17 protein-coding genes are annotated in these 22,136 nt (G+C 53.5%); 8 read left to right on the forward strand and 9 right to left on the reverse strand.

The window, feature by feature from the left end; genetic code table 11:
• Nucleotides 1–2: 2 nt before the first annotated feature.
• Nucleotides 3–1,529: an MDR family MFS transporter gene (locus J2X61_RS16100; RefSeq protein ID WP_274472507.1), complete on the reverse strand. Its 1,527-nt coding sequence runs from the start codon at nucleotides 1,527–1,529 to the stop codon at nucleotides 3–5.
• 250 nt (nucleotides 1,530–1,779) lie between these two features.
• Between J2X61_RS16100 and J2X61_RS16105 the strand changes: the two genes are divergently transcribed.
• Nucleotides 1,780–2,682 (forward strand): LysR family transcriptional regulator, encoded by a 903-nt coding sequence (locus J2X61_RS16105; protein ID WP_274472506.1) that lies wholly within the window; start codon nucleotides 1,780–1,782, stop codon nucleotides 2,680–2,682.
• A 27-nt stretch (nucleotides 2,683–2,709) separates the two neighbouring features.
• On the forward strand, nucleotides 2,710–3,516 hold the full coding sequence (locus J2X61_RS16110; protein WP_274472505.1) for a histidinol-phosphatase: 807 nt from the start codon (nucleotides 2,710–2,712) through the stop codon (nucleotides 3,514–3,516).
• A 42-nt stretch (nucleotides 3,517–3,558) separates the two neighbouring features.
• Here the strand turns inward: J2X61_RS16110 and J2X61_RS16115 are convergent, their stop codons facing one another.
• Nucleotides 3,559–5,850 carry a bifunctional diguanylate cyclase/phosphodiesterase gene (locus J2X61_RS16115; protein WP_274472504.1) on the reverse strand — a complete coding sequence of 764 codons (2,292 nt, stop codon included), beginning with the start codon at nucleotides 5,848–5,850 and terminating at the stop codon, nucleotides 3,559–3,561.
• 190 nt (nucleotides 5,851–6,040) lie between these two features.
• Here J2X61_RS16115 and J2X61_RS16120 point away from each other — a divergent pair, with 190 nt between their 5' ends.
• Nucleotides 6,041–6,925 (forward strand): AraC family transcriptional regulator, encoded by an 885-nt coding sequence (locus tag J2X61_RS16120; protein WP_310189114.1) that lies wholly within the window; start codon nucleotides 6,041–6,043, stop codon nucleotides 6,923–6,925.
• Nucleotides 6,926–6,994: 69 nt separating this feature from the next.
• On the forward strand, nucleotides 6,995–8,065 hold the full coding sequence (locus tag J2X61_RS16125) for a ParB/RepB/Spo0J family partition protein (protein WP_310189116.1): 1,071 nt from the start codon (nucleotides 6,995–6,997) through the stop codon (nucleotides 8,063–8,065).
• Here the strand turns inward: J2X61_RS16125 and J2X61_RS16130 are convergent.
• The 4 genes from J2X61_RS16130 to J2X61_RS16145 form a co-directional block, all read right to left on the reverse strand.
• A complete protein-coding gene (locus tag J2X61_RS16130) occupies nucleotides 8,054–8,560 on the reverse strand; it encodes a GNAT family N-acetyltransferase (RefSeq protein ID WP_274472501.1) in 507 nt (168 codons plus the stop codon). The genes J2X61_RS16125 and J2X61_RS16130 overlap by 12 nt on opposite strands.
• Nucleotides 8,561–8,668: 108 nt before the next feature.
• The gene (locus J2X61_RS16135; RefSeq protein ID WP_310189119.1) at nucleotides 8,669–11,548 is read right to left on the reverse strand and encodes a hybrid sensor histidine kinase/response regulator; all 2,880 of its coding nucleotides are present in this window, start codon (nucleotides 11,546–11,548) and stop codon (nucleotides 8,669–8,671) included.
• Nucleotides 11,549–11,649: 101 nt separating this feature from the next.
• Nucleotides 11,650–12,144 carry a CYTH domain-containing protein gene (locus tag J2X61_RS16140; RefSeq protein WP_274472499.1) on the reverse strand — a complete coding sequence of 165 codons (495 nt, stop codon included), beginning with the start codon at nucleotides 12,142–12,144 and terminating at the stop codon, nucleotides 11,650–11,652.
• Nucleotides 12,145–12,165: 21 nt separating this feature from the next.
• Nucleotides 12,166–13,023, reverse strand: a complete 858-nt coding sequence (locus J2X61_RS16145; protein WP_274472498.1) for a helix-turn-helix transcriptional regulator — start codon at nucleotides 13,021–13,023, stop codon at nucleotides 12,166–12,168.
• Between the two features lie 77 nt (nucleotides 13,024–13,100).
• On the opposite strand from J2X61_RS16145, the gene J2X61_RS16150 reads away from it, so the two are divergent.
• Nucleotides 13,101–14,807 (forward strand): glycoside hydrolase family 2 protein, encoded by a 1,707-nt coding sequence (locus J2X61_RS16150; protein WP_274472497.1) that lies wholly within the window; start codon nucleotides 13,101–13,103, stop codon nucleotides 14,805–14,807.
• Nucleotides 14,808–15,825: 1,018 nt separating this feature from the next.
• The gene (locus J2X61_RS16155) at nucleotides 15,826–16,041 is read left to right on the forward strand and encodes a hypothetical protein (RefSeq protein ID WP_274472496.1); all 216 of its coding nucleotides are present in this window, start codon (nucleotides 15,826–15,828) and stop codon (nucleotides 16,039–16,041) included.
• Here J2X61_RS16155 and J2X61_RS16160 read toward each other — a convergent pair.
• Together J2X61_RS16160 and J2X61_RS16165 are read right to left on the reverse strand one after the other, a co-directional pair.
• Nucleotides 16,038–16,814, reverse strand: a complete 777-nt coding sequence (locus J2X61_RS16160) for an APH(3') family aminoglycoside O-phosphotransferase (RefSeq protein WP_310189122.1) — start codon at nucleotides 16,812–16,814, stop codon at nucleotides 16,038–16,040. The two genes, J2X61_RS16155 and J2X61_RS16160, sit on opposite strands and share 4 nt — an antisense overlap.
• A 30-nt stretch (nucleotides 16,815–16,844) precedes the next feature.
• On the reverse strand, nucleotides 16,845–17,420 hold the full coding sequence (locus tag J2X61_RS16165; RefSeq protein WP_310189124.1) for a P-loop nucleotide/nucleoside kinase family protein: 576 nt from the start codon (nucleotides 17,418–17,420) through the stop codon (nucleotides 16,845–16,847).
• Between the two features lie 314 nt (nucleotides 17,421–17,734).
• Here J2X61_RS16165 and J2X61_RS16170 point away from each other — a divergent pair, with 314 nt between their 5' ends.
• Nucleotides 17,735–19,012: an erythromycin esterase family protein gene (locus J2X61_RS16170; protein WP_396135460.1), complete on the forward strand. Its 1,278-nt coding sequence runs from the start codon at nucleotides 17,735–17,737 to the stop codon at nucleotides 19,010–19,012.
• Nucleotides 19,013–19,033: 21 nt separating this feature from the next.
• Here J2X61_RS16170 and J2X61_RS16175 read toward each other — a convergent pair whose 3' ends face one another.
• On the reverse strand, nucleotides 19,034–20,317 hold the full coding sequence (locus tag J2X61_RS16175; protein WP_310189129.1) for a methyl-accepting chemotaxis protein: 1,284 nt from the start codon (nucleotides 20,315–20,317) through the stop codon (nucleotides 19,034–19,036).
• A gap of 203 nt (nucleotides 20,318–20,520) precedes the next feature.
• Here J2X61_RS16175 and corA point away from each other — a divergent pair, with 203 nt between their 5' ends.
• Nucleotides 20,521–21,471, forward strand: a complete 951-nt coding sequence (corA, locus tag J2X61_RS16180) for a magnesium/cobalt transporter CorA (protein ID WP_274472491.1) — start codon at nucleotides 20,521–20,523, stop codon at nucleotides 21,469–21,471.
• The last annotated feature ends 665 nt before the right edge of the window (nucleotides 21,472–22,136 follow it).

Genomic DNA, 22,136 nt, shown 5'->3' on the forward strand with positions numbered 1-22,136 from the left:
TCCTAATGTCCCGCAGGCGCATTCCCCTTAACGGGCGCACTCCCTACTTCCAGCTTTGCGTTCCCCATCAGCAGAATGAAAGCGAGGCCGATCGCAGCCAGTACGATCGTCGTTTGGAAGACAACCGCAATCGAATCGGCGAGCGCCGTCAGGAGCTTGTGCAGTACTTCCGGAGGAATGCCCGCTCTAACCTCCGGCTGCAGCAGGATGCGGGCATCGTGGAATTTCTCCGCCATCGCCGGATCTTGCAGGGAAGCCGTAATATTATCTCTTAGCGAGTTGACCTGAATGCTGCCGAATACGGCAACGCCAATCGCAGAGCCTACGGAACGGAAGAAGCCGACCAGCGAGGTGACGGTGCCTCTGCGGCGGAAATCAATTTTGTGCAGCGCGGACATGGACATGATCGGGAAATTAGCACCGATCCCTAGCCCCATCAGAATCATAAATGTTATGATGGTCCCGCGTTTCGATTCGAAGGAGATGCCGCCGAGCAGCGATGTCGCAATCAGCAGCAGCGCAACGGAGACGAGCATCACATTGCGGTAGGAGAACCTCCCGATGAAACGTCCGCCGAGTGCGGAGCTGACGACGACGCCGAGCATCATCGGTGTTAACGTTGAGCCCGCATTCGTGGCCGAGCCTTCGAAGACCCCTTGAATAAACAACGGAATATACGTACCGGCCGAGATAAGCACAGCCCCGTAAGCGAAGCTGACGCCCATGCTCGCCGTGAACAGGCGGTTAGTGAACAGATCCAGCGGCACGATCGGCTCAGCCGCGTATTTCTCAACCATCAGGAAGACGCCCAGCAGAACGGCGAATCCGGCGAACAAGCCGATGATTTGCCAGGAACCCCAAGCATACTCTTTGCCGCCGAGCTCAAGCGCAAACATAAGCGATACGATCGCGGCCGTCAGCAGAATGGTTCCGCTCCAGTCAATCTTGGCTTTGCTGTGCTCAACCGACTCATGGTAAGCGAAAATAATAAGCAATAGCGATACGACGCCAAGCGGAAGGTTGATGAAGAAAATCCATTCCCACGTAACGTGATCCGTGAAATAAGCTCCGATAATCGGGCCGAGGACGGACGATAGTCCGAATACGGCTCCGAACAACCCCTGCATTTTCCCCCGTTTCTCCGGCGGGAAAATGTCAAAAATAATGGCGAACGTAATCGGCATCAGAGCGCCGCCGCCGATCCCCTGGATCGCCCGGTAGACGATGAGCTGCGTCATCGATGCGGCCGTTCCGCATAGAGCGGAGCCAATCATGAATACGATAATACCGATAATGAAGAAAAGCTTGCGGCCGTACATATCCGACAGCTTCCCGAAAATCGGCATAGCGGCCACGTTGGCAATCAAATACGCCGAGAAGACCCAAACGAATTGGCTGAAGCCGCCTAATTTGGACACGATGGTCGGCATCGCCGTCGAGACGATCGTCTGATCCAGCGAAGCCAGCAGCAGTCCCAGCATCAATCCGACAACCGTCCAGGTTGGGTTGGATTTGCGCGTTAACGACATGAAAGTGAATCTCCTTTAACATTCAATTTAATATATATAAAATATTATAATCAAATTTGAGTATATGGCAATGAAAATCAGCCTTTCCTTGTCCAGCCCCCCCAAAGCTCCTGTCGAGCCCCACTTCCGGCTGCAAGGATTGCCGACCTACGTTTCGTATCATATAATAGGGTTACAAAAGCTTTTTATTGTTCTTTACAATTTCGATAAATTTTATTTGTAAATAAATTGTCAAGCAGGAGGTATGCCCATGAATATGAACCAGTTGGAAACATTGCTCACGATCTCCAAGACGATGAGCTTTCGTAAAGCTGGCGAAATTCTCAACTTGACCCAACCTGCCGTTTCCGCGCAAATCAAGAGCCTAGAAGACGAATTCGGCACAATCCTCATCGATCGCAACCAACCCGTCACTTTAACGGATAGCGGAAAGCTGTTTCTAGAGCACGCCGAGAAAATGCTGCGGATCGCCAGCGACCTCAAGCAGCGATTGTCCGACTTGCACCAAACCCCGCAGGGCCACATTCACATTGGGACGACAACGTCGATTGCGATGCAGATTTTGCCTCGGGTACTCTCTTATTTCCAAGACCAATTTCCCTTGATCAAAACAACGATTCACTCCATGACATCATCCCAGATCATGAACTCGGTAGAGAACAGCCAGATCGATATCGGGATTACGTATTTATTCGAGAAAAATCAGGCGCTTGAAACATCCGTCCTCTACTACGACACATTCGAGCTCATCGTATCGACCCATCATCCGCTTGCCAGGTTCGCTCATCTATCGATTGAGAAGCTGCGCAATATTCCTTTCATTATGCTTTCGCCGGAAACAGCCGGACGGCGGTTCGTCGATCAAATTTTCAAAACCTACGATGTCTCTCCGCATATTGTCATGGAACTCTCCAGCAGTGAAGAAGTGAAACGAATGGTCGAGTTAAACCTTGGCGTTGCCATCATTTCCAAGATGTCTGTCGCTGACGAACTGCGTCATGGCACTTTGAAAATGGTGAAGGTCAACGAATTGGATATAACCCATCCCGTCGGTGTAGTATATAAGTCAGGACGCTACTTAAATTCTGCCATGCAGCAATTCCTGCTAGACTTGAAAGGAATGCCGGAAACACAATTTCTCGGTTCTGAATAACATACATTGCTTAGGAGGTATTCTCGTATGAAATTTGACCTACATACCCATCATGACCGATGCGGACACGCCCAGGATTCAATACGCGATTATATCGAAGCCGCGATTGCAGCCGGTTTGCAAGTGATCGGAATTTCAGACCACTCCCCTTATTTCGGAAGTCCGGAAGATCACGCCCAACCCCTGATCGCCATGGCGAAGAGCGAATTTCCCCGCTATGTGGCGGAAGTATTACAGCTCAAGAAAGAATATGAGGGCAAAATCGATGTGCTCTTAGGCGTAGAATCCGATTATTTCCCGGAGCACGTAGACATTTACCGTCAGGAATATGCCAAATATCCGTTCGACTACATAATCGGTTCCGTGCATCTATCCGGCGGAGTCAGCATTTTTAACCGCAACAGATGGAAGAAGCTGAACGCACAGCAGCACATCGAGCACAAAGAAGAATATTACCGCCTTATCGCGGAATCTGCGCGTTCCGGCATGTTTCAGATTCTCGGACATATCGATGCGATGAAAGGGTTCTATCCCGCATTCTCGGATATTCCGACCCCGGCGGTTAATGAAACGCTTAAAGTCATCGGTGAGTCCGGTGTTGCCATTGAAATTAATACATCCGGCAAGACCAAAGATGTCGGCGGCTGGTACCCATCCCATGCCATTCTGGAGCAGGCTCTGCATTATGGGGTTGAAGTGACGTTCGGCTCGGATGCCCATATCCCTAGCCGGGTTGGCGACGATTGGCACGAGGTCAGCAAGACGCTGAAAGAGATCGGCTTCCAACATTGGGTTTACTTCAAAAACAAACAAAAACAAATCGTACCTCTATAAAGAAAAATCTCCCCTGCCGTATGGCGGGGGAGATTTTTGCTGTTAAGAGACGAGAAACGCCAGCTTCGGCTGCAAATTCATTTGCAAAGCGCTCCAGGTCTGCTCCGGATTCATCGGCTTGAAGAAGTAATAGCCTTGAATGTGGCGGCAGCCGTTGGCGACCAGGAAGCCGGCCTGCTCCTCCGTTTCGACGCCTTCGGCGATGATTTGAAGCTGGAACGATTTGGCCACCGAGATGATCGCCTTAATCATGGCCCGGTCTTTATCATCGGTTTGGATGCCGCGGACAAAAGACTGGTCGAGCTTGATTTTGGTAACGGGGAATCTTTTTAAATAACTGAGCGATGAATAATGGGTTCCGAAGTCATCGACGGATAACGAAATTCCCATCTGCCTCAACCGGCCAAGCGCATCCAGCTGCTCATCCAGCATCGCCACATTTTCCGTAATTTCCATTTCCAAATACTGGGGCTCAATGCCTGTTTCCTCAAGGATCTGGCTTACCTTCTGAATATATCGCTCATCGTTCAGCTGTTTCACCGATAGATTGACGGAAAGCGTCAGCTTCTCGTCCATCAGACTGTGCCACGCTTTCATCTGCCGGCAAGCCCCTCGCAGCACCCATTCGCCAATGGTTACGATGAAGCCCATCTCTTCCGCAATCGGGATGAATTCCGACGGGGATATATATCCCTTGGTCGTGTGATTCCAACGCAGCAGCGCCTCAACTCCAACGATTTTGCCTAACCGGCAATCTACTTGAGGCTGGTACACAATCTCCAGCTCGCCTCGCTCGATCGACTGCCTGAGGTGATTCCCCATCTCGAGCTTCGATACGGATTTCATCGCCATCTGCTGGTTGAAGAAGCTGTAGGAGCTGCCGCTCTCTTTCTTCGCCATATACATGGCGATATCGGCGTTTTTGAGCAGCGAATCCCACGTCCGTCCACCATGCGGATACTGCACGATGCCGATGCTGGCGCTGATGAAGAAGGAACGGCCCGACAGATGGCACGGCGGTTTCAAAATATCGATCAGCTTCTCGCAGAAGCGCTCAATCTCCTCTACATTCGCATAGTCCTCCAGAAGGATGGCGAACTCATCGCCGCCGAACCTGGCGAATGTATGATAAGTGAGCTCGGACTGCAAGATCCGGTTCACCACCTCGCGCAGCATGAGATCGCCCATATGATGGCCGTGCGAATCATTCACCATTTTGAAATTGTCCAAATCAAAGAACAGTACGGCTAAAGAGGATTGGCTTATTTCCTTATATACAATCTGTTCTTTCAAAACCATTTGAAAATGCGCCCGGTTATGAATGCCGGTCAACACATCATGGTACGCCATGTAAGAGAGCATATGCTCGGATTCCTGCAGCCGCTTGGTCGACTGCTGGAGCTCCTGCTGACCGGCCAGCAGCTCCTCATTCATCGCCGTCAGATCTTCATTGGCAAGCTGGAGCTCCTGCGTTCGCTCGTTCACGGCCCGGCTGAGCATATCCCTCTGCCTGATCATGTACAGGAAGAAGATCAAGCCGAGCATCAGTATCGTAATAAAGGAGCTGCGTGTCATGAGAATTTGCTTCTCGATGCTCTGAACGGCGCTAATCTGGGGCAAGGCGGCCAATTCCCATTTGTTATCCCCGAACTCGACGGCAGCCGTCAACGGATTCGATTGAAAGACGGCATCGTCTCCGAAAAAAGCAGGCAGGCCCGCGCTGCGGATCGCCAGCTGCTCATGCCGCGCCTCTTCTTCTTTCAGCTCCGCTTCGGACAGCAGGTGGTCGAGATCGACCCCGACGGAAACAAAGCCCCAGAACACGCCGTCATGATAAATCGGCTTGCGGGCGACTAAACCGTTCATCCCTTGCAGCAGCTTAAACGGACCGTCCATCGTCATTTTTTTCGTTTGCAAGGAACGTAATACTTGCTGCTGCACATTCTCGCGCGGGTCCTTCAACAAATCCCAATTGACGATAGACTCGTTGCCTTTGAGCGGAAAAATGAACTTCATGACGCCGCCGGGTGCAATGATGATGTTGAGCGTAGAGGCTTGCGCGCCTAGATAAAGGGAGGCTATGTAATCCACAACTTCTTGATCCGTTTTATTAACCAGATAGCTGGAGCTCACGAAAGCCTCCAGACTGACCATCAGATTGAAGTTACGGTCAATGACCGATTCCAATGCCAGCGCCCTGGCGGATAATTGAGATTGCTCGCTCATATAAAGTTCATTCATCAATGAGTTCTTATACTTCCCCAACATAAACTCGGAGGATGAAACTAGTATGACGAAAACTAGAGCTAATATCGTATACTGCATCGTTTTCATGTACTCTACCCCCGTCATTTGTAAGCTTCAGTGCCATAATTCGACACCGACTGTTATATCACCTACTAAAAACGAGATCAATCTTTTTATAGGGGATCGAACGCCCGGACACGCTCATTCCGTTCTTGCACAACTCCCCATTTGGTGAAACAATAGAGTTAAATCTTTGCCTTGCGAGGGTGATGTTTACATGAAAACTCATCTGGGATCACTCGGAAACCTGCGGCCGACGGTTAACTTCGCCAATTACTTCCAGTCCCCTGCCGGCACCTGCTGGGGCCCGCGCACCATCCCCGACTGTCAGCTCATCTTGGTGGTGTCCGGCGCTGCGACCTTTGAGTTCGCCGGAAAATGCCTGCATCTGCTCCCGGGGAGCTGTCTGTTCTACGGAGCCGATACGCCGCATCGTCTGGCCATTTCCTCAGAGGGTCCTTCTACGCTGGGCAGCATTCATTTCAGCTGGGACTCCGCATCGAGCGAAGCGGTCCATCCCGAGCCGCGAATCGTCATGCACGGCAGAGGGAGCTTGGCTCAGCCGGCCAGAACCTACTCGGTGCATGTAGAAGGCCATGGCGACGTAGATCTGTGGAATTTCTACGAAGTGACGCAGCTTGAAGGCTTGTTCGCGCGGATTGCCAAGGAATACCTTCATCAGGAGCCCGGCTATGGCGCGATCGCCCGCGGATATCTCATTCAAATTCTGACCACGCTGCTGCGCTACCAGATCGATAAACGGTTCCGGGCCGCAGGCGAGCATAGCAAAATCGCCGCTGCCATCGAAGCGATTCATAAGGAAACATCCCGCAACTGGACAACGCCGGAGCTGGCCGCCATCTGCGGCTACCACCCGACGTACTTCGCAGAATTGTTTCGCGAGGCAACTGGCTATGCCCCGAAGCATTACTTGATCCTCGAACGGGTCAAGCAGGCGCAGCTTCTGCTGCTCCACGAGCAGTCGATCGAAGCAGTCGCCATGCAATTGGGCTATTCGAGCATTCATTATTTTTGCAGAAATTTTAAAGCGGTTACAGGCTTAACCCCAACGGAATTCAAACAACGCAATGTCGGACTGTAGAAAAGATTTCCACGAATTGCCCCTTGTTATATAATAAATCAGGAACAATTGAACGAATGGAGACTTGCTATGAATATATTAGAAATTCCAATCGAGCTCATTGACGAGGACAAGGACCAGCCCAGATACCAGTTCGATGAAGAAGCTTTGCAGGAGCTGATGAAAAGTATCGGGGAGATCGGTTTGCTTTCTCCGATTAAAGTCAGATCGACGGGAGACGGGAGATACAAAATCATTTACGGAAACCGCCGCTACAAAGCTAGTCAAATGCTGGGGAAACCTACCATGGCCTGCATCGTCTCGACGGTTACGGATGAGATGGAAATTTATTTGGAGCAAATTGCGGAGAATTTGACGCGGGAGGGCTTCTCCCCCATTGAGGAAGGAGAGGCATTCCACAAGCTGATGCATGATGCGAAGTTCAGCTCCTCGCTGAAATATCTCTCCAGCAAGCTGGGCAAGCCCGAAGCTTATATCAAGAATAAATGCGAACTGCTGAAATTCGGCAACGCGGTCAAAAAGCTGATTGTGAGCGGCACCGAAATTCGCAAGGACAAGCTGACCGAGGATCAGCTGCTGCCGCTGAAGGATCTCGCGATCGAGCACCGCGATCCGCTTGCCCTGATTATGGCGCGGGATGAAATGCCTGTCAGCGACGTGAAGAAGATCGCCAAGATGTTCAAGGATAAAGAGATCTCCGAGAGCACCAAAGGCAAGCTCTTGTACAAATCAGGGCCCGAGCTGGTAGAGACATGGTCGGTCTTTCAAAATAACCGTGCCGAACGCGCCAAGCCCGCTGCGGCTGCCAAAGCTTCTGCCAAAGCTTCTGCCAAAGCTGCGCCGAAGGCGGATAAGCTTGGCGAAGCTCCTGCAGCGGATAGCGGCTCCCAAGCTGCTACAGCTGAAACGGCTGCGACTACTGCTGCGGCTGCGGCTCCTACTGCACCGATTCAACGCAAATTGCTCCAGCTGCTTGCAGCGGTTGGGGCTTCGGACGCAAGCGACCTGCGGAGCGCTGCTCTGCAGGTCGACGCCGCCGAGCGGGACCAATTCCTGCAAGATGTCGACACCCTGGTGGCTCAACTGGAAAAGCAGCTTGGCGAATGGAAGAAAGTGCAGGAGCTCGCCCTAACGAAGTAATTTCTTCGCATAGCACTGCCTCGGGAGCCCGCCGTACATCGGACGCGAGAACTGCAGCGTGAAGCCTGCCGATTCCAGATTGGCCCGGCTGACGGCATTGTCCGGATGCACGGTCGCATACAAGTATAGCATCCCTCTCTCCCGGGCGCGCTGCTCCCGGTAGGCGTGGAAGCGCCGCTGCAGGCCTGATCCGCGCACCGATTCGTGCACGATCGTCCCCTCCAGCGAAGCGACTTTCGGAAGCTCGGCCTCCGGTACGCCGAACTCCCTGCCCAAATTGCCGGCGCCGTGCCCCGGGAAGGCGAGCACCGTATAGGCGACTAGCGCTTCCCCTTGGAAGACGCCGTACATTTCGCCTTTCTCTTCGACATATTCGTATAAGGCTTCCAGACGGTCCATGGAATAGAGCGCATCCGATGGCAACCGCGAACATACTTCAAGCATTAAGGCTTGCACCTGCGGGACGTCTTGCTGTCCAAGCCGAATGATTTGCATGATAGCTGCACCTCCTTCTTCTATCCCAAAGTATGGCACAGGAAGCTTACTTCTGTCCAAAAAGTCATAGGGCGGCCAGGATTTCTTATCCTGGCCGCCCTTATTCATTCACTTCTCATCCGGAATGCCGGCGATGATTCGTTCGATTTCTGCAGCTACGGCAGCGAGCGGCACATGAAGATCTGTGCTCTCCGCAATCGCCAGTTCCAGCCTAGCCGTCGCTTCCCGCAGCCCGTCGGCCGACAGGCTGCCTGCTACACCGAGCAGTGTATGAACGGCCCTCTTGGCGGATACTGTATCGCCTTCGCGCAGATGCGCGATCAACTGCTCGGCGAAACCGCTGTAGTTTTTCTTAAACAGATGCAGCATGACTGTCAGAATGGATGCTTTGCCTTCTACGCGAGCCAGTGCCGCCCGCCAATCGATCGCTTCTATGTCCATATAGAAATTCGCTGAACTTGGCGGTGAAGCATCCGCATGAGCCTGTTCGCGACGAGGCTCAATCCATTTGCTTACCACTTGGTACAGGCGTTTCACATCCAGCGGTTTGCTGATGACATCGTTCATTCCTTGTCGCAGATATTGCTCATGGTCCTCTTTCACGACGTTGGCTGTCAATGCTACAATCGGCAGCTGCTGAAAAAGCGGAAATTGCCGGATACGCTGCATCGCCTCCATACCATCCATAACCGGCATATGGATATCCATGAGCACCAAGTCATAGGCATTCGCTTGAAGCTCGTCGATCGCTTCCTGGCCGTTCTCTGCCATCGAGACGCTGTAGCCCTGCTCCTCCAGGAGCTCTCCGGCGACCTGACGGTTGATTTCATTATCCTCCACCAGCAAAATGCGGCCTGTCTTCTTCGTCTCAAGTCCCTTCGCAGCGTCGCCGTTTCCAGCGTGTTTGGCCGCAGGGTGGGGATGGAACAAGGCATCCAGCGTCTGAAAGAGCTCCAACCGGCAGATCGGTTTCACCAGCACGGCATCGGGTCTCTGATCGGCCGGCAGCTTGAGCATTTCCTCTTTGCCCAAGGGAGAGGTGCAGCCTACGACAACCGTATGCTCCCTGGAGATCGTGTCCATTAGCGAATTCCACGTCTCGATACCGTACATGTCTTCGGCTTCCATATCGAGCAGAATTGCATCGTACTTCTCCTCTCCCTTCAGGCGGTCGAACATCGCTTTCCATGAAGATACGTCCGTAACAATCAGCGCGAACGACTCCAATGATTCTCGCAAGGCGCCGCTCATTAGCGGATGGTCCTGTACCAGAAGTACCCGGTACGGGGCATGCTGCTTGGAAACGTCCCAGGCGTCGGGGTCCGCCGCTTCAATGACCTGGAAGGGCAGGGAAAAGCGGAATGTGCTCCCCTTGCCGACCGTACTCGCCGCTTCCAACACGCCGCCCATCAGACTGATCAGATGCTGGCTGATCGTAAGGCCCAGTCCGGTGCCGCCGTATTCCCGGCTGGTCGATCCGTCAGCCTGTGAGAAGGGCTCGAATATGGCGGCAAGCCGGTCGTCCGATATCCCGATTCCGCTATCCTCAATCGTGAAATGGAGCATAATGTGCTCACTCGATGACGATGAAGGCTCCACCTCGATTTTCAGCATCACATAGCCTGTCGTCGTGAATTTGATTGCATTGCTGCACAGATTGAGCAGCACCTGCTTGAGCCGAAGCGGATCGCCGAGTATGTGGGTAGGGAGCTCGGCAGCCGTATTGAAAATCAGCTCGATCGGCTTATTATCCGGCAGGACGCTGAGAATGCTGGCCAAATCCTTCAGAAGCTCGTCGATATGAAAGCCCGTAAGCTCCACTTCCAGCTTGCCCGCTTCCACCTTGGACAGATCGAGCACATCGTTAATAATGCCGAGCAGCGTGTGTGAGGAGGATTTGATCTTGCTCAAATAATCTTTCTGATGGTCGGACAGCGGCGTTTTCGCGAGAATCCGCGTCAGTCCGATAATCCCGTTGAGCGGAGTTCTGATTTCATGGCTCATCTTGGCGATGAACTGGCTCTTGGCCTGGCTCGCTTGGTCCGATTGTTGCACGCGTTTCTCCGCTTCTATGCGCTCCGTAATATCGGTCGTCGAGCCGATAATCTCTGCCACTTGTTCCCCATCGAATACGGGCTGCAGCGTCGTGAACAAGGTCCTGCCCTGCAGATGAGCCTCATAGGAGACTTGATGGCCCTGCCAGGCTTCTTCGAACTTCAGCTTCAAATGCTCCGAGAATTCCGCCGTAAAATGCTTTAATGGCAGCACATCCCGATAGACGAGCCGGCGCGGTTCCAGCCCGAGATCGTGCAGCAGTTGGCCGTCTATCATCGTGAACACGGGTTCATTCTGAATCCTGATCACCTTGAACGTAATGCCTGGCTGCCGCCTCAATATGCTCGCAAGCTCTTGTTTGATATGATGCAGTTGTCCTCTTAACTCCTCCGACTTCATAAAATACTGGAACAGCGCTCCGACAAGCGCCCCGCCGCCCAGATGCAGCAGCAAGGCCGGCAAGACCATTTCCACAAAAGGCAGCCGATACACAATCACCATATCAATGAACAGGAAGACGACCGGGCAAGCAATGAGCAGCCCCCACTTGCTCCAATACCGGTGAACGTAATGATGGACGAGAGCGCTGCCCGCAAAAATCAGCAGCCCAAGTACACTTACGCGGAACAGGACAAACGGATCGATCATCGTTCTTCCCAGAATCATCACCAGCGTAGCGATCAAGCCGGAAAAACTTCCGCCAATGAACGTCGCCATGAGAATCGCAATCGCTTTCAAATCCAGAATATGTCTGGCCCCCGCTTGAACCCCAATCAGAGCAAGCAGGACGCCATACATCCCGTGAGCCAGTCCTACGTAGAAGCGAAACTTCCATTTCCCAATTGCTCTGCATGCAGGGTTATAAAAAGTTTGGATCGAAATGAAAGTAAAGACAGCAAGCAGCGCAAAATTGTTGAGCAAATCCTTGATCACTATATTCCCCCAATCGCAACCGGTATGAAGATGAAGGTGAAGATGAAGATGAGGGCTAAGCCCCTTCCGCCATGCGGAGACGGCTTAGCCTCCTGCACTTTTTAAGATTTGTCCTGCAGCGCAATCCACATGGACTTGTTCCGGAATTCCTCCTCAGCCCCCAGCTCCCGGCCGAACCAAGCAGGTACTTCAAAGCGCTCGGCTGCTGCGACATCCGGAAACTCAACCTCAACGACCGCCAAATCCACCTGCTTATACTCATCGATCTCGAAAAACAATCCACCGCACTCCACCGTCGTGCGAATCTTCTCCAGCGGGATCAGCCCCGTGCGCTCCAGAAGCTGCTTGTACACCGGCTCCGAGATGCCGTACTCGATCTCTTCCCGGACCATACCGTGTCCTGATTTGAACGTATGCGTATAGGTCGTTTGGCCGGAGCTGTCCACCAGCTTGCGCACCCGAATTTCCTGGTCCTCCGAGAAAGCCAGATACGTTTGGTAAATATACTGCTTGGACACCAGCTTAATCGTTCCCTCATCCAGCTCGCCTGCCGGAAACGCAGGCAATAGAAATTTCTTTTCGATCTCTTTTCCCATAGTTCGCTCATTCTCCTCTACCTATTTATACAAGGCCCGAAAGCGGGCCGGCGATACCTCATTCCATGCACGGAACATTTTACCAAAATGAAATTCATCCGCAAAGCCGCAAGCGGCCGCGATCGCTTTCATCGGTTCCTCCGTCAGGAGCAGCAGCGTCTTCGCTTTCTCGTTGCGAATCCGGTTCAAGTATTCCTTCGGCGGGATGCCCATCTGCTGCATAAACAGCTTGCGCAGTTGAGAGACCGAGATATGGAAGCTGCGCGCCAGCTCCTCCATCTTCAGCGGACGATTGTAGCATGTTTCTATCCAGAACTTGGCCTGCTGGTAGGCTTTCATATACGGGTCCGCCGAATCGTTCGTATCCCTCATATAATGCAGCAGCCGCGAAAGCACATATTGAAATTCCGCTTGCCTTTCGTGCGGGTCCGTGCTCTGGATCGACCACATCATTTTGATCTGCTCCTGTATCCAAACAGCCTGTTCCGGGGAATATAGCTTGATGAACGGCAGGTGAAGCGTGTCCACATAGACGGGCTTTTGCCACGTTTGGTGCTCATAGGGCACATCGAAGGCATCGAACAGCAGCATGCGTATATAAAGCGGCTGATCCACGGAGGACGACATCGTCAAGGAAAAGCCCGGCTTCAAATACAACAGCGTTCCCGGCTTCACCCGAATCGGCTCCTCATCAGGAGCATGCGAGAATTCGCCCTCCCCGCTCATAATCCAATAAAGCGAATGTACATCCATCGTATTCCGGATATCCCGCCAGCCGGGTACCGGAAGCTTCTCGTACGTCAGACGGAGACGATACATTCTGTGCGCGCTCTCTTCCATCCATGTTTCACCACCGTCAAAGCGATTTTGACAAATCATAAACTCCTTTGTCCATAGCGACTACCCATTCTTCCATGATACGCTTTACGAAACAGACATGAAAGGGGATTTTTTCTTTGAGACGTACTTTTGTGCAGCACATCGCCCGCCAGACCCGTTCGCTCGACGGAGTATGGGATTTCGTCACCGATCCCGGCAACGCAGGCATCAGCGAGGAATGGTTCATCAACTTCCCAAGCGATTCCCGCAAGCTCGTCGTTCCATCCTGCTGGAATAACGAACTGGGCTTATTTGAATATATCGGCGCAGCCTGGTACCGCACCTTCTTCGATATCACCGAAGAAAGCAATATCCGTCTGATCTTCGAAGGCATTCTGCATCATGCCGACGTGTATGTGGATGGCAAACATCTTGCCTACCACTTCGGCGGCTATACGCAATTCTCCGCTCTGATCCCGCATCTGGCGCCAGGACGGCATGAGTTGATCGTCCGGGTAGACAGCACATTGGACTGGCAGACACTGCCTACCGATGTGGCGGATTGGTACTCGTATGGAGGAATCATGCGATCCGTTGAACTGCAGGAGCTGCCTGACGTATACATCGACTCCCTGAAAATCGACTACCAGCTTCAGGGCAGCGATGCCGATATTTCCTTGCAGCTGCAGTTGAACTCCTTGAGCGGCGAAGATCGCGAGCTCACCATTACCGCTTCCACGGAAGGTCTCGATTTCCCTGCTTCTACCGCCCATGTTCCTGCGGGACAATCCGTGAAGCTCACGCTTCGCGGCAGCCTCGCCAACGTCCGCAAATGGGATGTCGGTCGTCCTGAGTTGTATACATTTAGCGTACAGGCCGGTGAGGACGATCTGATCGACCGGACAGGCTTCCGTACCGTGGAAGTGCGCGGCGGACAAATTCTGCTTAACGGCAAGGAGCTTTATTTGCAAGGCGTTAACCGTCATGAGGAGCATCCGGAGTGGGGTTTCGCCTTTCCGCCTAAGCTCATGTTGAAGGATCTATCGATTCTGCAGGACCTCGGCTGCAACATCGTTCGCGGCTCGCACTATCCGCAAAGCCAATTCTGGGTCGATCTGCTGGACGAGCACGGCATGCTGTTATGGAGCGAGATCCCGATGTGGGGCTGCTTCATGAGCTTGGAAACACTCGCAAGCCCTCTGTTTGCGGAACGCGGCATTCAGATGCTGGACGAGATGATTACGCGCGATTATCATCATCCCTCGATCATTTTCTGGGGCGCTCACAATGAGATCGATACCCGGTCCACGGAAGCGCTTGAGCTGACGAAGAAATTCGTCGGCAAAATCCGCAGCATGGATGCCAGCCGCCTCGTCACTTACGCCACCATGCATCCGGAAGAAGACATCGTCCTGTCTTACTTCGATGTCATCGGCATCAACAAATATTATGGCTGGTATCAGGGCCATGTCAGCGGCTTCCGGGATATGCTGCAAAATTATTACGCCAACGCCGAAGCGCAAGGCGCCGCAGGCAAGCCGCTCATCATGAGCGAATTCGGTGCGGCCGGCATTTTCGGCGATGCCGGCTGGGAGCCGCGCCTGTTCAGTGAAGACTACCAGGCTGACGTCCTGCAGCAAGCGCTGGCGATCTTCCGCGAGGATCCGCGCATCGTCGGTACGCTGATCTGGCACTTCGCGGACATTCGCGTCGATGTGCGCAGCGACCGCCCGTACTTCCGCGACCGCGCCCGCAGCTTCAACAACAAAGGACTGCTGAACGAGTACCGCAAGCCTAAGCTGGCTTACCGTTTGGTGAAGGAGATTTATCGCTCTGAGCGATAGGAGAAAGGACCCGTTTTCTGGCGGGTCCTTTTGTGTGTTTGCAGGGAGCTCGGGTGTGGCGTATGGGCTAGTGCTGGGGGCTGGGCGGATGTGCAGGGGCGTGGCGATGAGTGAGCGTGTATGTGCGGTGTGCCGGGGCATGGCGATGAGTGAGCGTGTATGAGCGAGTGTGTCGAGGCGTGGCGATGAGTGAGCGTGTATGAGTGGAGTTTCGGGGCTGGGCGGATGAGCGAGCTTGTATGAGCGGTGTGCCGGGGTGTGGCAATGAGTGAGCGTGTATGAGCGGCGTGCCGGGGTGTGGCGATGAGTGAGCGTTTATGAGTGGAGTGCCGGGGCTGGGCGGATGAGCGAGCTTGTATGAGCGATGTGCCGGGGCATGGGCGGATCAGCGAACGTGTATGAGCGAGTGTGTCGAGGCGTGGCGATGAGTGAGCGGAGTGTCGGGGCTGGGCGGATGCGTGTATGAGCGGGTGTGCCGGGGCGTGGCGATGAGTGAGCGAGTATGAGCGGAGTGTCGAGGCGTGGCAATGAGTGAGCGTGTATGAGCGAGTGTGCCGGGGCGTGGCGGATGTGCGAGTGTGTATGAGCGGGTGTGCCGGGGCGCGGGCGATGAGTGAGCGTGTGTGAGCGGTGTGCCGGGGCGTGGCGATGTGCGAGTGTGTATGAGCGGATGTGCCGAGGCGTGGCGATGAGCGATCGTATGTGAGCGGAGTGTCGGGGCTGGGCGGATGAGCGAGCTTGTATGAGCGGTGTGCCGGGGCGTGGCGATGAGTGAGCGTTTATGAGTGGAGTGCCGGGGCTGGGCGGATGAGCGAGCTTGTATGAGCGATGTGCCGGGGCATGGGCGGATCAGCGAGCGTGTATGAGCGTGTGTGTCGAGGCGTGGCGATGAGTGAGCGTGTATGAGTGAGTGTATCGGGGCGTGGGGCAGCTTAAGCGGCATCGAGCGCGGGCTAGCGGAAATACAGGCCGCTATTTAGCGAAAACGCCGGGTTTTGGGGCATTAGGCGGAAATACGATGCCTTATTGGCACGCAGATGGCTCGGATCACCGTATTTACGGCGAAATAGAGTATCCTATTTCCCCTCTCGCCGTCAAAATGGCGGTTACCCGCGAAATAGCGCACCGTATTTCCGCTACAGCAGATGCTAACGAAGTCGCCTTAAGCATCCCGAGGCACAAGGACGGCCATAGCTCGCTGACACTAGCGACACCGCGGCGCACCGACCGCTAAAAAAATTCATCCAGAAGCTGATAGTAGCGAATCTTATCTTCATCCAGCTCCGCGAGACCGTAAGCATCAAGGAACGCTTGCACATGCTCCTGCCCAAAATTATACCTGATGCTGCGAACAGCGAGCGCCAGGTCCTGATAACGATCGGCCAGACCGGCCCTGCCCCAATCGATGAACCCGCTCACCTTCCCGCCGTGGAGAATGATATTGGGCAAGCAATAATCGCCATGCGTGAAAACAATATCCTCTGCGGCCGGCCTGGTCGCCTGAAGTTCCTTCAACAACTCCCGGGCCGAGAACCCCTTCCGCGCCTCGTCGAAATCGTCCTCATCCACTTGCTGGCGTTCTACCCGCCCTGCAGCTTCCTTTATTTTCACGTCAAGCCGTTGATCGAAGGGGCAGCCTGCAATTTCAACCCGATGAACCGCCTTTAACCCGTAAGCGAGCTGCTGCATGAGCTGGGGAAGGGCGGATTCATAGCACTTGTCGGATGCATTGATTCCGGCGATCTCGGTGATCAGCATGTACTCGTCAGCATCGTCTCTCCCGTAAAACAACACCTCGGGGACAGGTAATGTCCCCTGCAGCCATACCAATCGTTCCTTCTCGCCAACAAGGCTTTCGACAGCTGTGAGCGATTGGATTTTCAAATACATATCCGGCCCTTCACCCGTTAACCGGTACGTTCGGGACTGGGATTGACCGAGTGTGATTCTTTGCCATGAATATCCGCCAATTTTTGCAGCCAGCTCGTCCGGAAGCTTATGTTGCATGAGGATCCCTCGCTTCTCCATGATTATACTTCAGCTTTTCACACTCGCAGCGCGTACCCGTTCAAGCAGCTTTTCGTAGTCGAAACTTTGCTGAGTCGTCGTATCGATCTCAATCAGCGTACCGCCAAGCTGCATAGGTGCCAGCCGGCCGGCAAGCAGCCGCTCTCTGTTCCCGGGTTGCTCCAACCATTCCAGGTCCCGGTGTCCTTCATGCCGGTCACTCCTGCCCATCCGCTGGAGATAGCGACTTAAGATCACCTCGCCATCCGCCTGGCACATAATTTGCAAGGGCTGGAAATCGGAAGCCTTCCGCAGCTTCAGAAACTCGGCGCTCCGCAGCTCGGGCCTCCCGAAAAATCCCTCGGTAACCAACGATTGACCCGCTGACAAAAGCGTCCCTGCCACCTCATACAGGAGTGCAAACGCAGCAGGCGCCATGTTCTCAGGACAGCCATGATGCTGACACTCCATTGCGTCGTACAGCGTTTCGTACAATCCGTCCCGTGAAAACAACGGCAACCTTACATCTTGTGCAAGCCGCTTGGCTAAGGTTGTTTTGCCTGTGCCCGGAAGGCCATTGATGATAACGAATAGGGGCTTCGACATAAGCTGCTACCTCCATAATCGCGGTTCAACCGTTTAGTTTAATTACTTTCAGTATATCATCCCCGCACAAAAAAAGGGGACCTAGCCAACGGGGCCAGGTCCAAAGTTTATATTAAAAAAGGGGGTCTTGTTTATTATAATACCCTACGTATATTAGCGGACTGTAACAGAAATATTCCAATTGTGTTACAAAAAGCAAACGAACGATGACAGAGGCCCACCTCGGGAGAATCGCTTTTTTTCTGCCCATTTGTACATACTACAGAAGAAAAATGTGAGGAATAGGAGCTGCCAATGTGTACGAAAAAACGAACATGAACACGGATATCCATGAAGTCATCGTGGAGCAAATCAAACAGCAATCTGTTCGGCTCGAATCAGCCGACGACCTCGATACGTTAATTGAAGCGATCGGTGATAAGAAATACGTTTTGCTCGGTGAGGCGTCGCATGGGACCTCGGAGTTTTACAAGCTGCGGACGGAGCTTTCGCGCAAGCTCATCCAAGACAAAGGCTTCACCTTCATAGCCGTTGAAGGCGACTGGCCTTCCTGCTATGAGGTCAACCGCTATGTGAAGCACTATAAGAACGCCAAGCCCAGTGCCCGAGAGACGCTCGAGAGCTTCAATCGCTGGCCGACATGGATGTGGGCCAACGAAGAAGTCATTGAGCTAGCCGATTGGCTTAAGCAGCATAACGCAGATAAACCGGTCAATGAACGGGTCGGCTTCTATGGACTGGACGTCTACAGCTTGTGGGAGTCCCTGGCCGAAATCGAGCGCTACCTGCAGGAGAGCGGCACGCCCGAGCAGCTTGACTTAGCGCGGAGAGCTTTCGCTTGTTTTGACGCTTATGACGAAGAGGGGCAAAACTACGGCGTTTCCGCAGCTTTCTACGGCGAAAGCTGCCAAGACGAGGTCGTGAAGCTGCTTCAAGAGCTTCACGCCAAAAGGGTGCGGTACGACGAAGACAGCGAAGCGGCCCTCAGCGCGGAACTGAACGCGCTGGTGGCCGTGAACGCTGAGGACTATTACCGCACCATGGTTCGCCACGACGCGGAATCGTGGAACGTCCGCGACCGCCACATGACCGAGGCGCTCCGGCGCCTCGCCGAGCACCACGGCCCAGACGCCAAAGTCATCGTCTGGGAGCATAACACGCACATCGGCGACGCCCGTGCGACGGACATGCTGGCCGACGGCATGGTCAACGTCGGCCAGCTCGTGCGCGAAGCGCACGGGGAAGCCGATGTGTTCGCCATCGGCTTCGGCACTTACCGCGGCACCGTCCTTGCCGCGAAAGCCTGGGGCGCGCCGGTGGCGACGATGCAGGTGCCCGCTGCCCAGCCGGGCAGCTGGGAGGAGCTCATGCATCGTGCCGGCGCGTATGACCAGATCCTCCTGCTGCGCAGGGAGGATCCCGTTCTCGGGCACGAGGTGCTGGGGCACCGTGCCATCGGGGTCGTGTACCGCCCGGCCTACGAACGCGGGAACTACGTTCCCTCGGTGATGGCGCAGCGGTACGACGCTTTCGTGCACGTGGATGAAAGCCACGCGCTTCATCCCCTAACCATAGAAAAAGTGCTTGTGTGAACTTCACACAAGCACTTTTTCTTATAATTTAAACGTTTGGGTTCCCTGTTTCAGCTTCTCTGCCATTGTATGCAGCGAGCCGGCGTAGGCGTGGATCCGGTCCAAAGAAGACGCCAGATGCTCCACGGAAGCAGCGGCATGCTGACTGGCGGCAGAGGAGTGATGGGCCAGCTCGCCCATGCTCTCCAACCGGCCAAGCATGTCCGCCGAAGCCTCGCTGATGCTTAGGCTCGCTTGATTGACAGCATGGATTTGCGCGGCAACTAACTGAGAGTCCTGAGAGGCCGCGGCTAAAATATCGACGGATTGCTGCATGGTCGCCAGACCTTGCTCAATCTCTAGAGCCTCTTGGGAAATCAGGTCAACCGCTTGTTTCCCCTCATCCTGGACTTCCTCCAGCTTCTCGCGAATCCGCTTGGCAGAATCTTCCGACTGCTCGGCCAGCTTGCGAATTTCCGCGGCCACGACGGAGAACCCGCGTCCCTGCTCTCCGGCTCTGGACGCTTCGATCGAAGCGTTAAGCGCCAGCAGATTCGTCTGGTAAGCAATACCCGAAATGACCCGCGACATTTCCTCAATATGTTGAAGGCTTTCGTATAAACCTTTCACCGATTTTTCTGTCGTGTGGGCGTTATCTCGGATTGATTGCATCTGTGAGGCGGTTTGCGCGATCGCTTCCTTCCCCCGATTCAACTCGTCCGCGGTTTGGTCCGCTTTCCGGGCAACCTCCGTCGAGGAGACACACACTTCTCTCAGAAGCACCTTCACCTCTTGCAGCGCGGCGATGACATCCGTAGCCGTTTGCGACTGCTGCTCCATATCCTTGGCCACCTGCTGCACGGATACCGAGATTTGGTCCGCCGACCCAACGGATTTCTGCGTGTTGGCAGACAGCTGGGTAGAAGCTTCGAGCACTTCCGTCGTACTGTCATTGACATCTTTTACAATTCCGCGCCAAGATTTAATCAATTGTCCGATCGATTGCGTAACAGGTCCCAGCAGCCCTACTTTCTGCGAAGCCAGCTCCACTGCCAAATTGCCTTGAGCCACGGAGCTCATCTGCGAAATGATCAGCTTCATCGGAGCGACGAACCGCCGATAGTTGAGAAACCCGATCACCGCGCCCAGAAGCGCGCCGGCCGCCGCGATCAGCAAGACGCTATTGATAAAAGCCTGGCTGCCTGTATCGACTCCGTTCATCTTCAAAGTCAATACCGTCAGAACAGCCGACCCAATCGCAGCCGGAATGATCGTTCTTAGCAAATAACTCGTTGCGGAAATAACTTTTACATGGTTGTCTTGCATACGCTGCAGCTCCTCCATTAGTCATATATTCCCTTTTTAAGATTCGACAAAAACCCCCTTAAATCCTTTTTAGACCCATAAAAAAAGACCTTCTCGTCTTTGGGATTCTAGGTCATAATTCCTAGAGTCTTTAGAAATTCTGTATTTTTTCCAATGTATGCTAGAATGGAAATCTAAATTGCATTTATCCGGGAGTAAGCACTATGATTCGTACCCTTGCCATCACCAATGACTTCTCGTTGCTAGACAATATCCCGCTTGAACAGCTGGACGATCCCTCCATTCGGTGGTATTGGGTCGATTTCCATAACCCTAGCGAGGAAGAAGCCTTACAATTAAAAGACCATTTCTGCTTCCATCCGCTGGCTATCGAGGATTGCTTCTATTTGCTTCAACGACCGAAGATGGACCACTACGAGAATATCCATTTCTTCGTCATGCATGCCATGAATGCCAAAACGCTGGATGCGGAAGAAGTCGATATGTTTCTCGGCAGCAATTTCATCGTCACTTTTCATTTACATGACTCACGCGAAATAGAAGATGCCTGGGCCCGGTTGACCGAGCAGGTCCAATTGCGTGGCAAAGGCCATATTTATGCCGCCTATTTGGTGCTGGACAATCTGGTCGATCAATATTTCCCAAGCGTCTATCAGCTGGAGGATCAGCTCGATGAAATTGAGAATAACGTGCATTCCGAATCGATAGAAGTGCTTATGAACGATATTTTCGAAATACGCTCCAAGTTGTTGAAAATACGCCGAACCATCGTGCCGATGCGCGATCTGCTGTACCGGGTCATTAATACCGACCGGATTGAGCATATTCGCGAGCATCTTGTGTTTTTTACGGACATCCACGACCATCTGCTTAAGCTCTCCGAGATGATCGAATCCAACCGCGATATGACGGCGGATATGCGGGACAGCTACATTTCTTTGAATGCTAACCGGATGAATACGATCATGAAAACGTTGACGGTCATCACCACCATTTTCATGCCGCTCACCTTCATTGCCGGTCTGTACGGCATGAATTTTGCCTATATGCCTGAGTTGGAGTGGCATTGGGGCTATTTTGCCATCCTCATCATCATGTTCGGCATCGGGCTTGGTATGTTCGCCTGGTTCTGGAAGAAAGGCTGGTTTAAGTAGCTGATCTATGCGCTGTTAGGCTGAGATAAATAACACCTTTCATCTGATCACCTGTACATTTTACAGGTGATATTTTAGCTTGTTCGGATGCGCGTGTGGCAGCAGTATTCGGGTTAGAGTTACGGTTACGGTTACGGTTGCTGTGGTGGCGGTGGCTGCCGCGGGCACGGCGACATTCTTGTTCAGCAGCGGGTTCCAAGCTGCGTGCTAAGTCCCCAGTCCGACCTCAATCCAGACTGCCAGGGCTTGCTCGGCAATTCTAACGGACACAGGGGCCGTTATTTTCCCCAAAAGAGCCCTGTTTCAATTCTAACGGACACAGCGGACCCTATTTGCACTTTTTGCGGCCAAATCAGCCCCCAAATGTGCAAATAAGGGCTCTGGTGTCCGTTACAATTTTACAGGAGCCTATTTCCCCGAATAAGGGCTCCTGTGTCCGTTAGCGAGGCGAAAGCCCGTGCCCGGCAACGCCTTTCGCACTTGCCCGGCCGATTAATGGGCCGAAGCTAGCAGCTCGCCACTCTACCTTGCCGACTTACAGCGTCACTCCTACGAAAAAACCGCCACAAGCCCTCGCTCATGCCGGTCCAATCGTCTATCCAGTCCCGTCTACCCAGCTCGCTTATCCATTCCGTATATCCAGTCTGTTGACCCAGCCCGTCTTT

The sequence above is a fragment of the Bacillus sp. 3255 genome (genome assembly GCF_031456485.1).
Classification (GTDB): domain Bacteria; phylum Bacillota; class Bacilli; order Paenibacillales; family NBRC-103111; genus Paenibacillus_E.

Bases quoted from the DNA above. Each gene is read 5' to 3' on its own strand.
- J2X61_RS16170 (WP_396135460.1), top strand. From the start codon at position 17,735: ATGAACACGGATATCCATGAAGTCATCGTGGAGCAAATCAAACAGCAA.
- J2X61_RS16145 (WP_274472498.1), bottom strand. From the start codon at position 13,023: ATGATTTGTCAAAATCGCTTTGACGGTGGTGAAACATGGATGGAAGAG.
- J2X61_RS16110 (WP_274472505.1), top strand. From the start codon at position 2,710: ATGAAATTTGACCTACATACCCATCATGACCGATGCGGACACGCCCAG.
- J2X61_RS16130 (WP_274472501.1), bottom strand. From the start codon at position 8,560: ATGCAAATCATTCGGCTTGGACAGCAAGACGTCCCGCAGGTGCAAGCC.
- J2X61_RS16115 (WP_274472504.1), bottom strand. From the start codon at position 5,850: ATGAAAACGATGCAGTATACGATATTAGCTCTAGTTTTCGTCATACTA.
- J2X61_RS16140 (WP_274472499.1), bottom strand. From the start codon at position 12,144: ATGGGAAAAGAGATCGAAAAGAAATTTCTATTGCCTGCGTTTCCGGCA.
- J2X61_RS16100 (WP_274472507.1), bottom strand. From the start codon at position 1,529: ATGTCGTTAACGCGCAAATCCAACCCAACCTGGACGGTTGTCGGATTG.
- J2X61_RS16105 (WP_274472506.1), top strand. From the start codon at position 1,780: ATGAATATGAACCAGTTGGAAACATTGCTCACGATCTCCAAGACGATG.
- J2X61_RS16125 (WP_310189116.1), top strand. From the start codon at position 6,995: ATGAATATATTAGAAATTCCAATCGAGCTCATTGACGAGGACAAGGAC.
- J2X61_RS16165 (WP_310189124.1), bottom strand. From the start codon at position 17,420: ATGTCGAAGCCCCTATTCGTTATCATCAATGGCCTTCCGGGCACAGGC.
- J2X61_RS16160 (WP_310189122.1), bottom strand. From the start codon at position 16,814: ATGCAACATAAGCTTCCGGACGAGCTGGCTGCAAAAATTGGCGGATAT.
- J2X61_RS16175 (WP_310189129.1), bottom strand. From the start codon at position 20,317: ATGCAAGACAACCATGTAAAAGTTATTTCCGCAACGAGTTATTTGCTA.
- J2X61_RS16155 (WP_274472496.1), top strand. From the start codon at position 15,826: ATGCCTTATTGGCACGCAGATGGCTCGGATCACCGTATTTACGGCGAA.
- J2X61_RS16120 (WP_310189114.1), top strand. From the start codon at position 6,041: ATGAAAACTCATCTGGGATCACTCGGAAACCTGCGGCCGACGGTTAAC.
- corA (WP_274472491.1), top strand. From the start codon at position 20,521: ATGATTCGTACCCTTGCCATCACCAATGACTTCTCGTTGCTAGACAAT.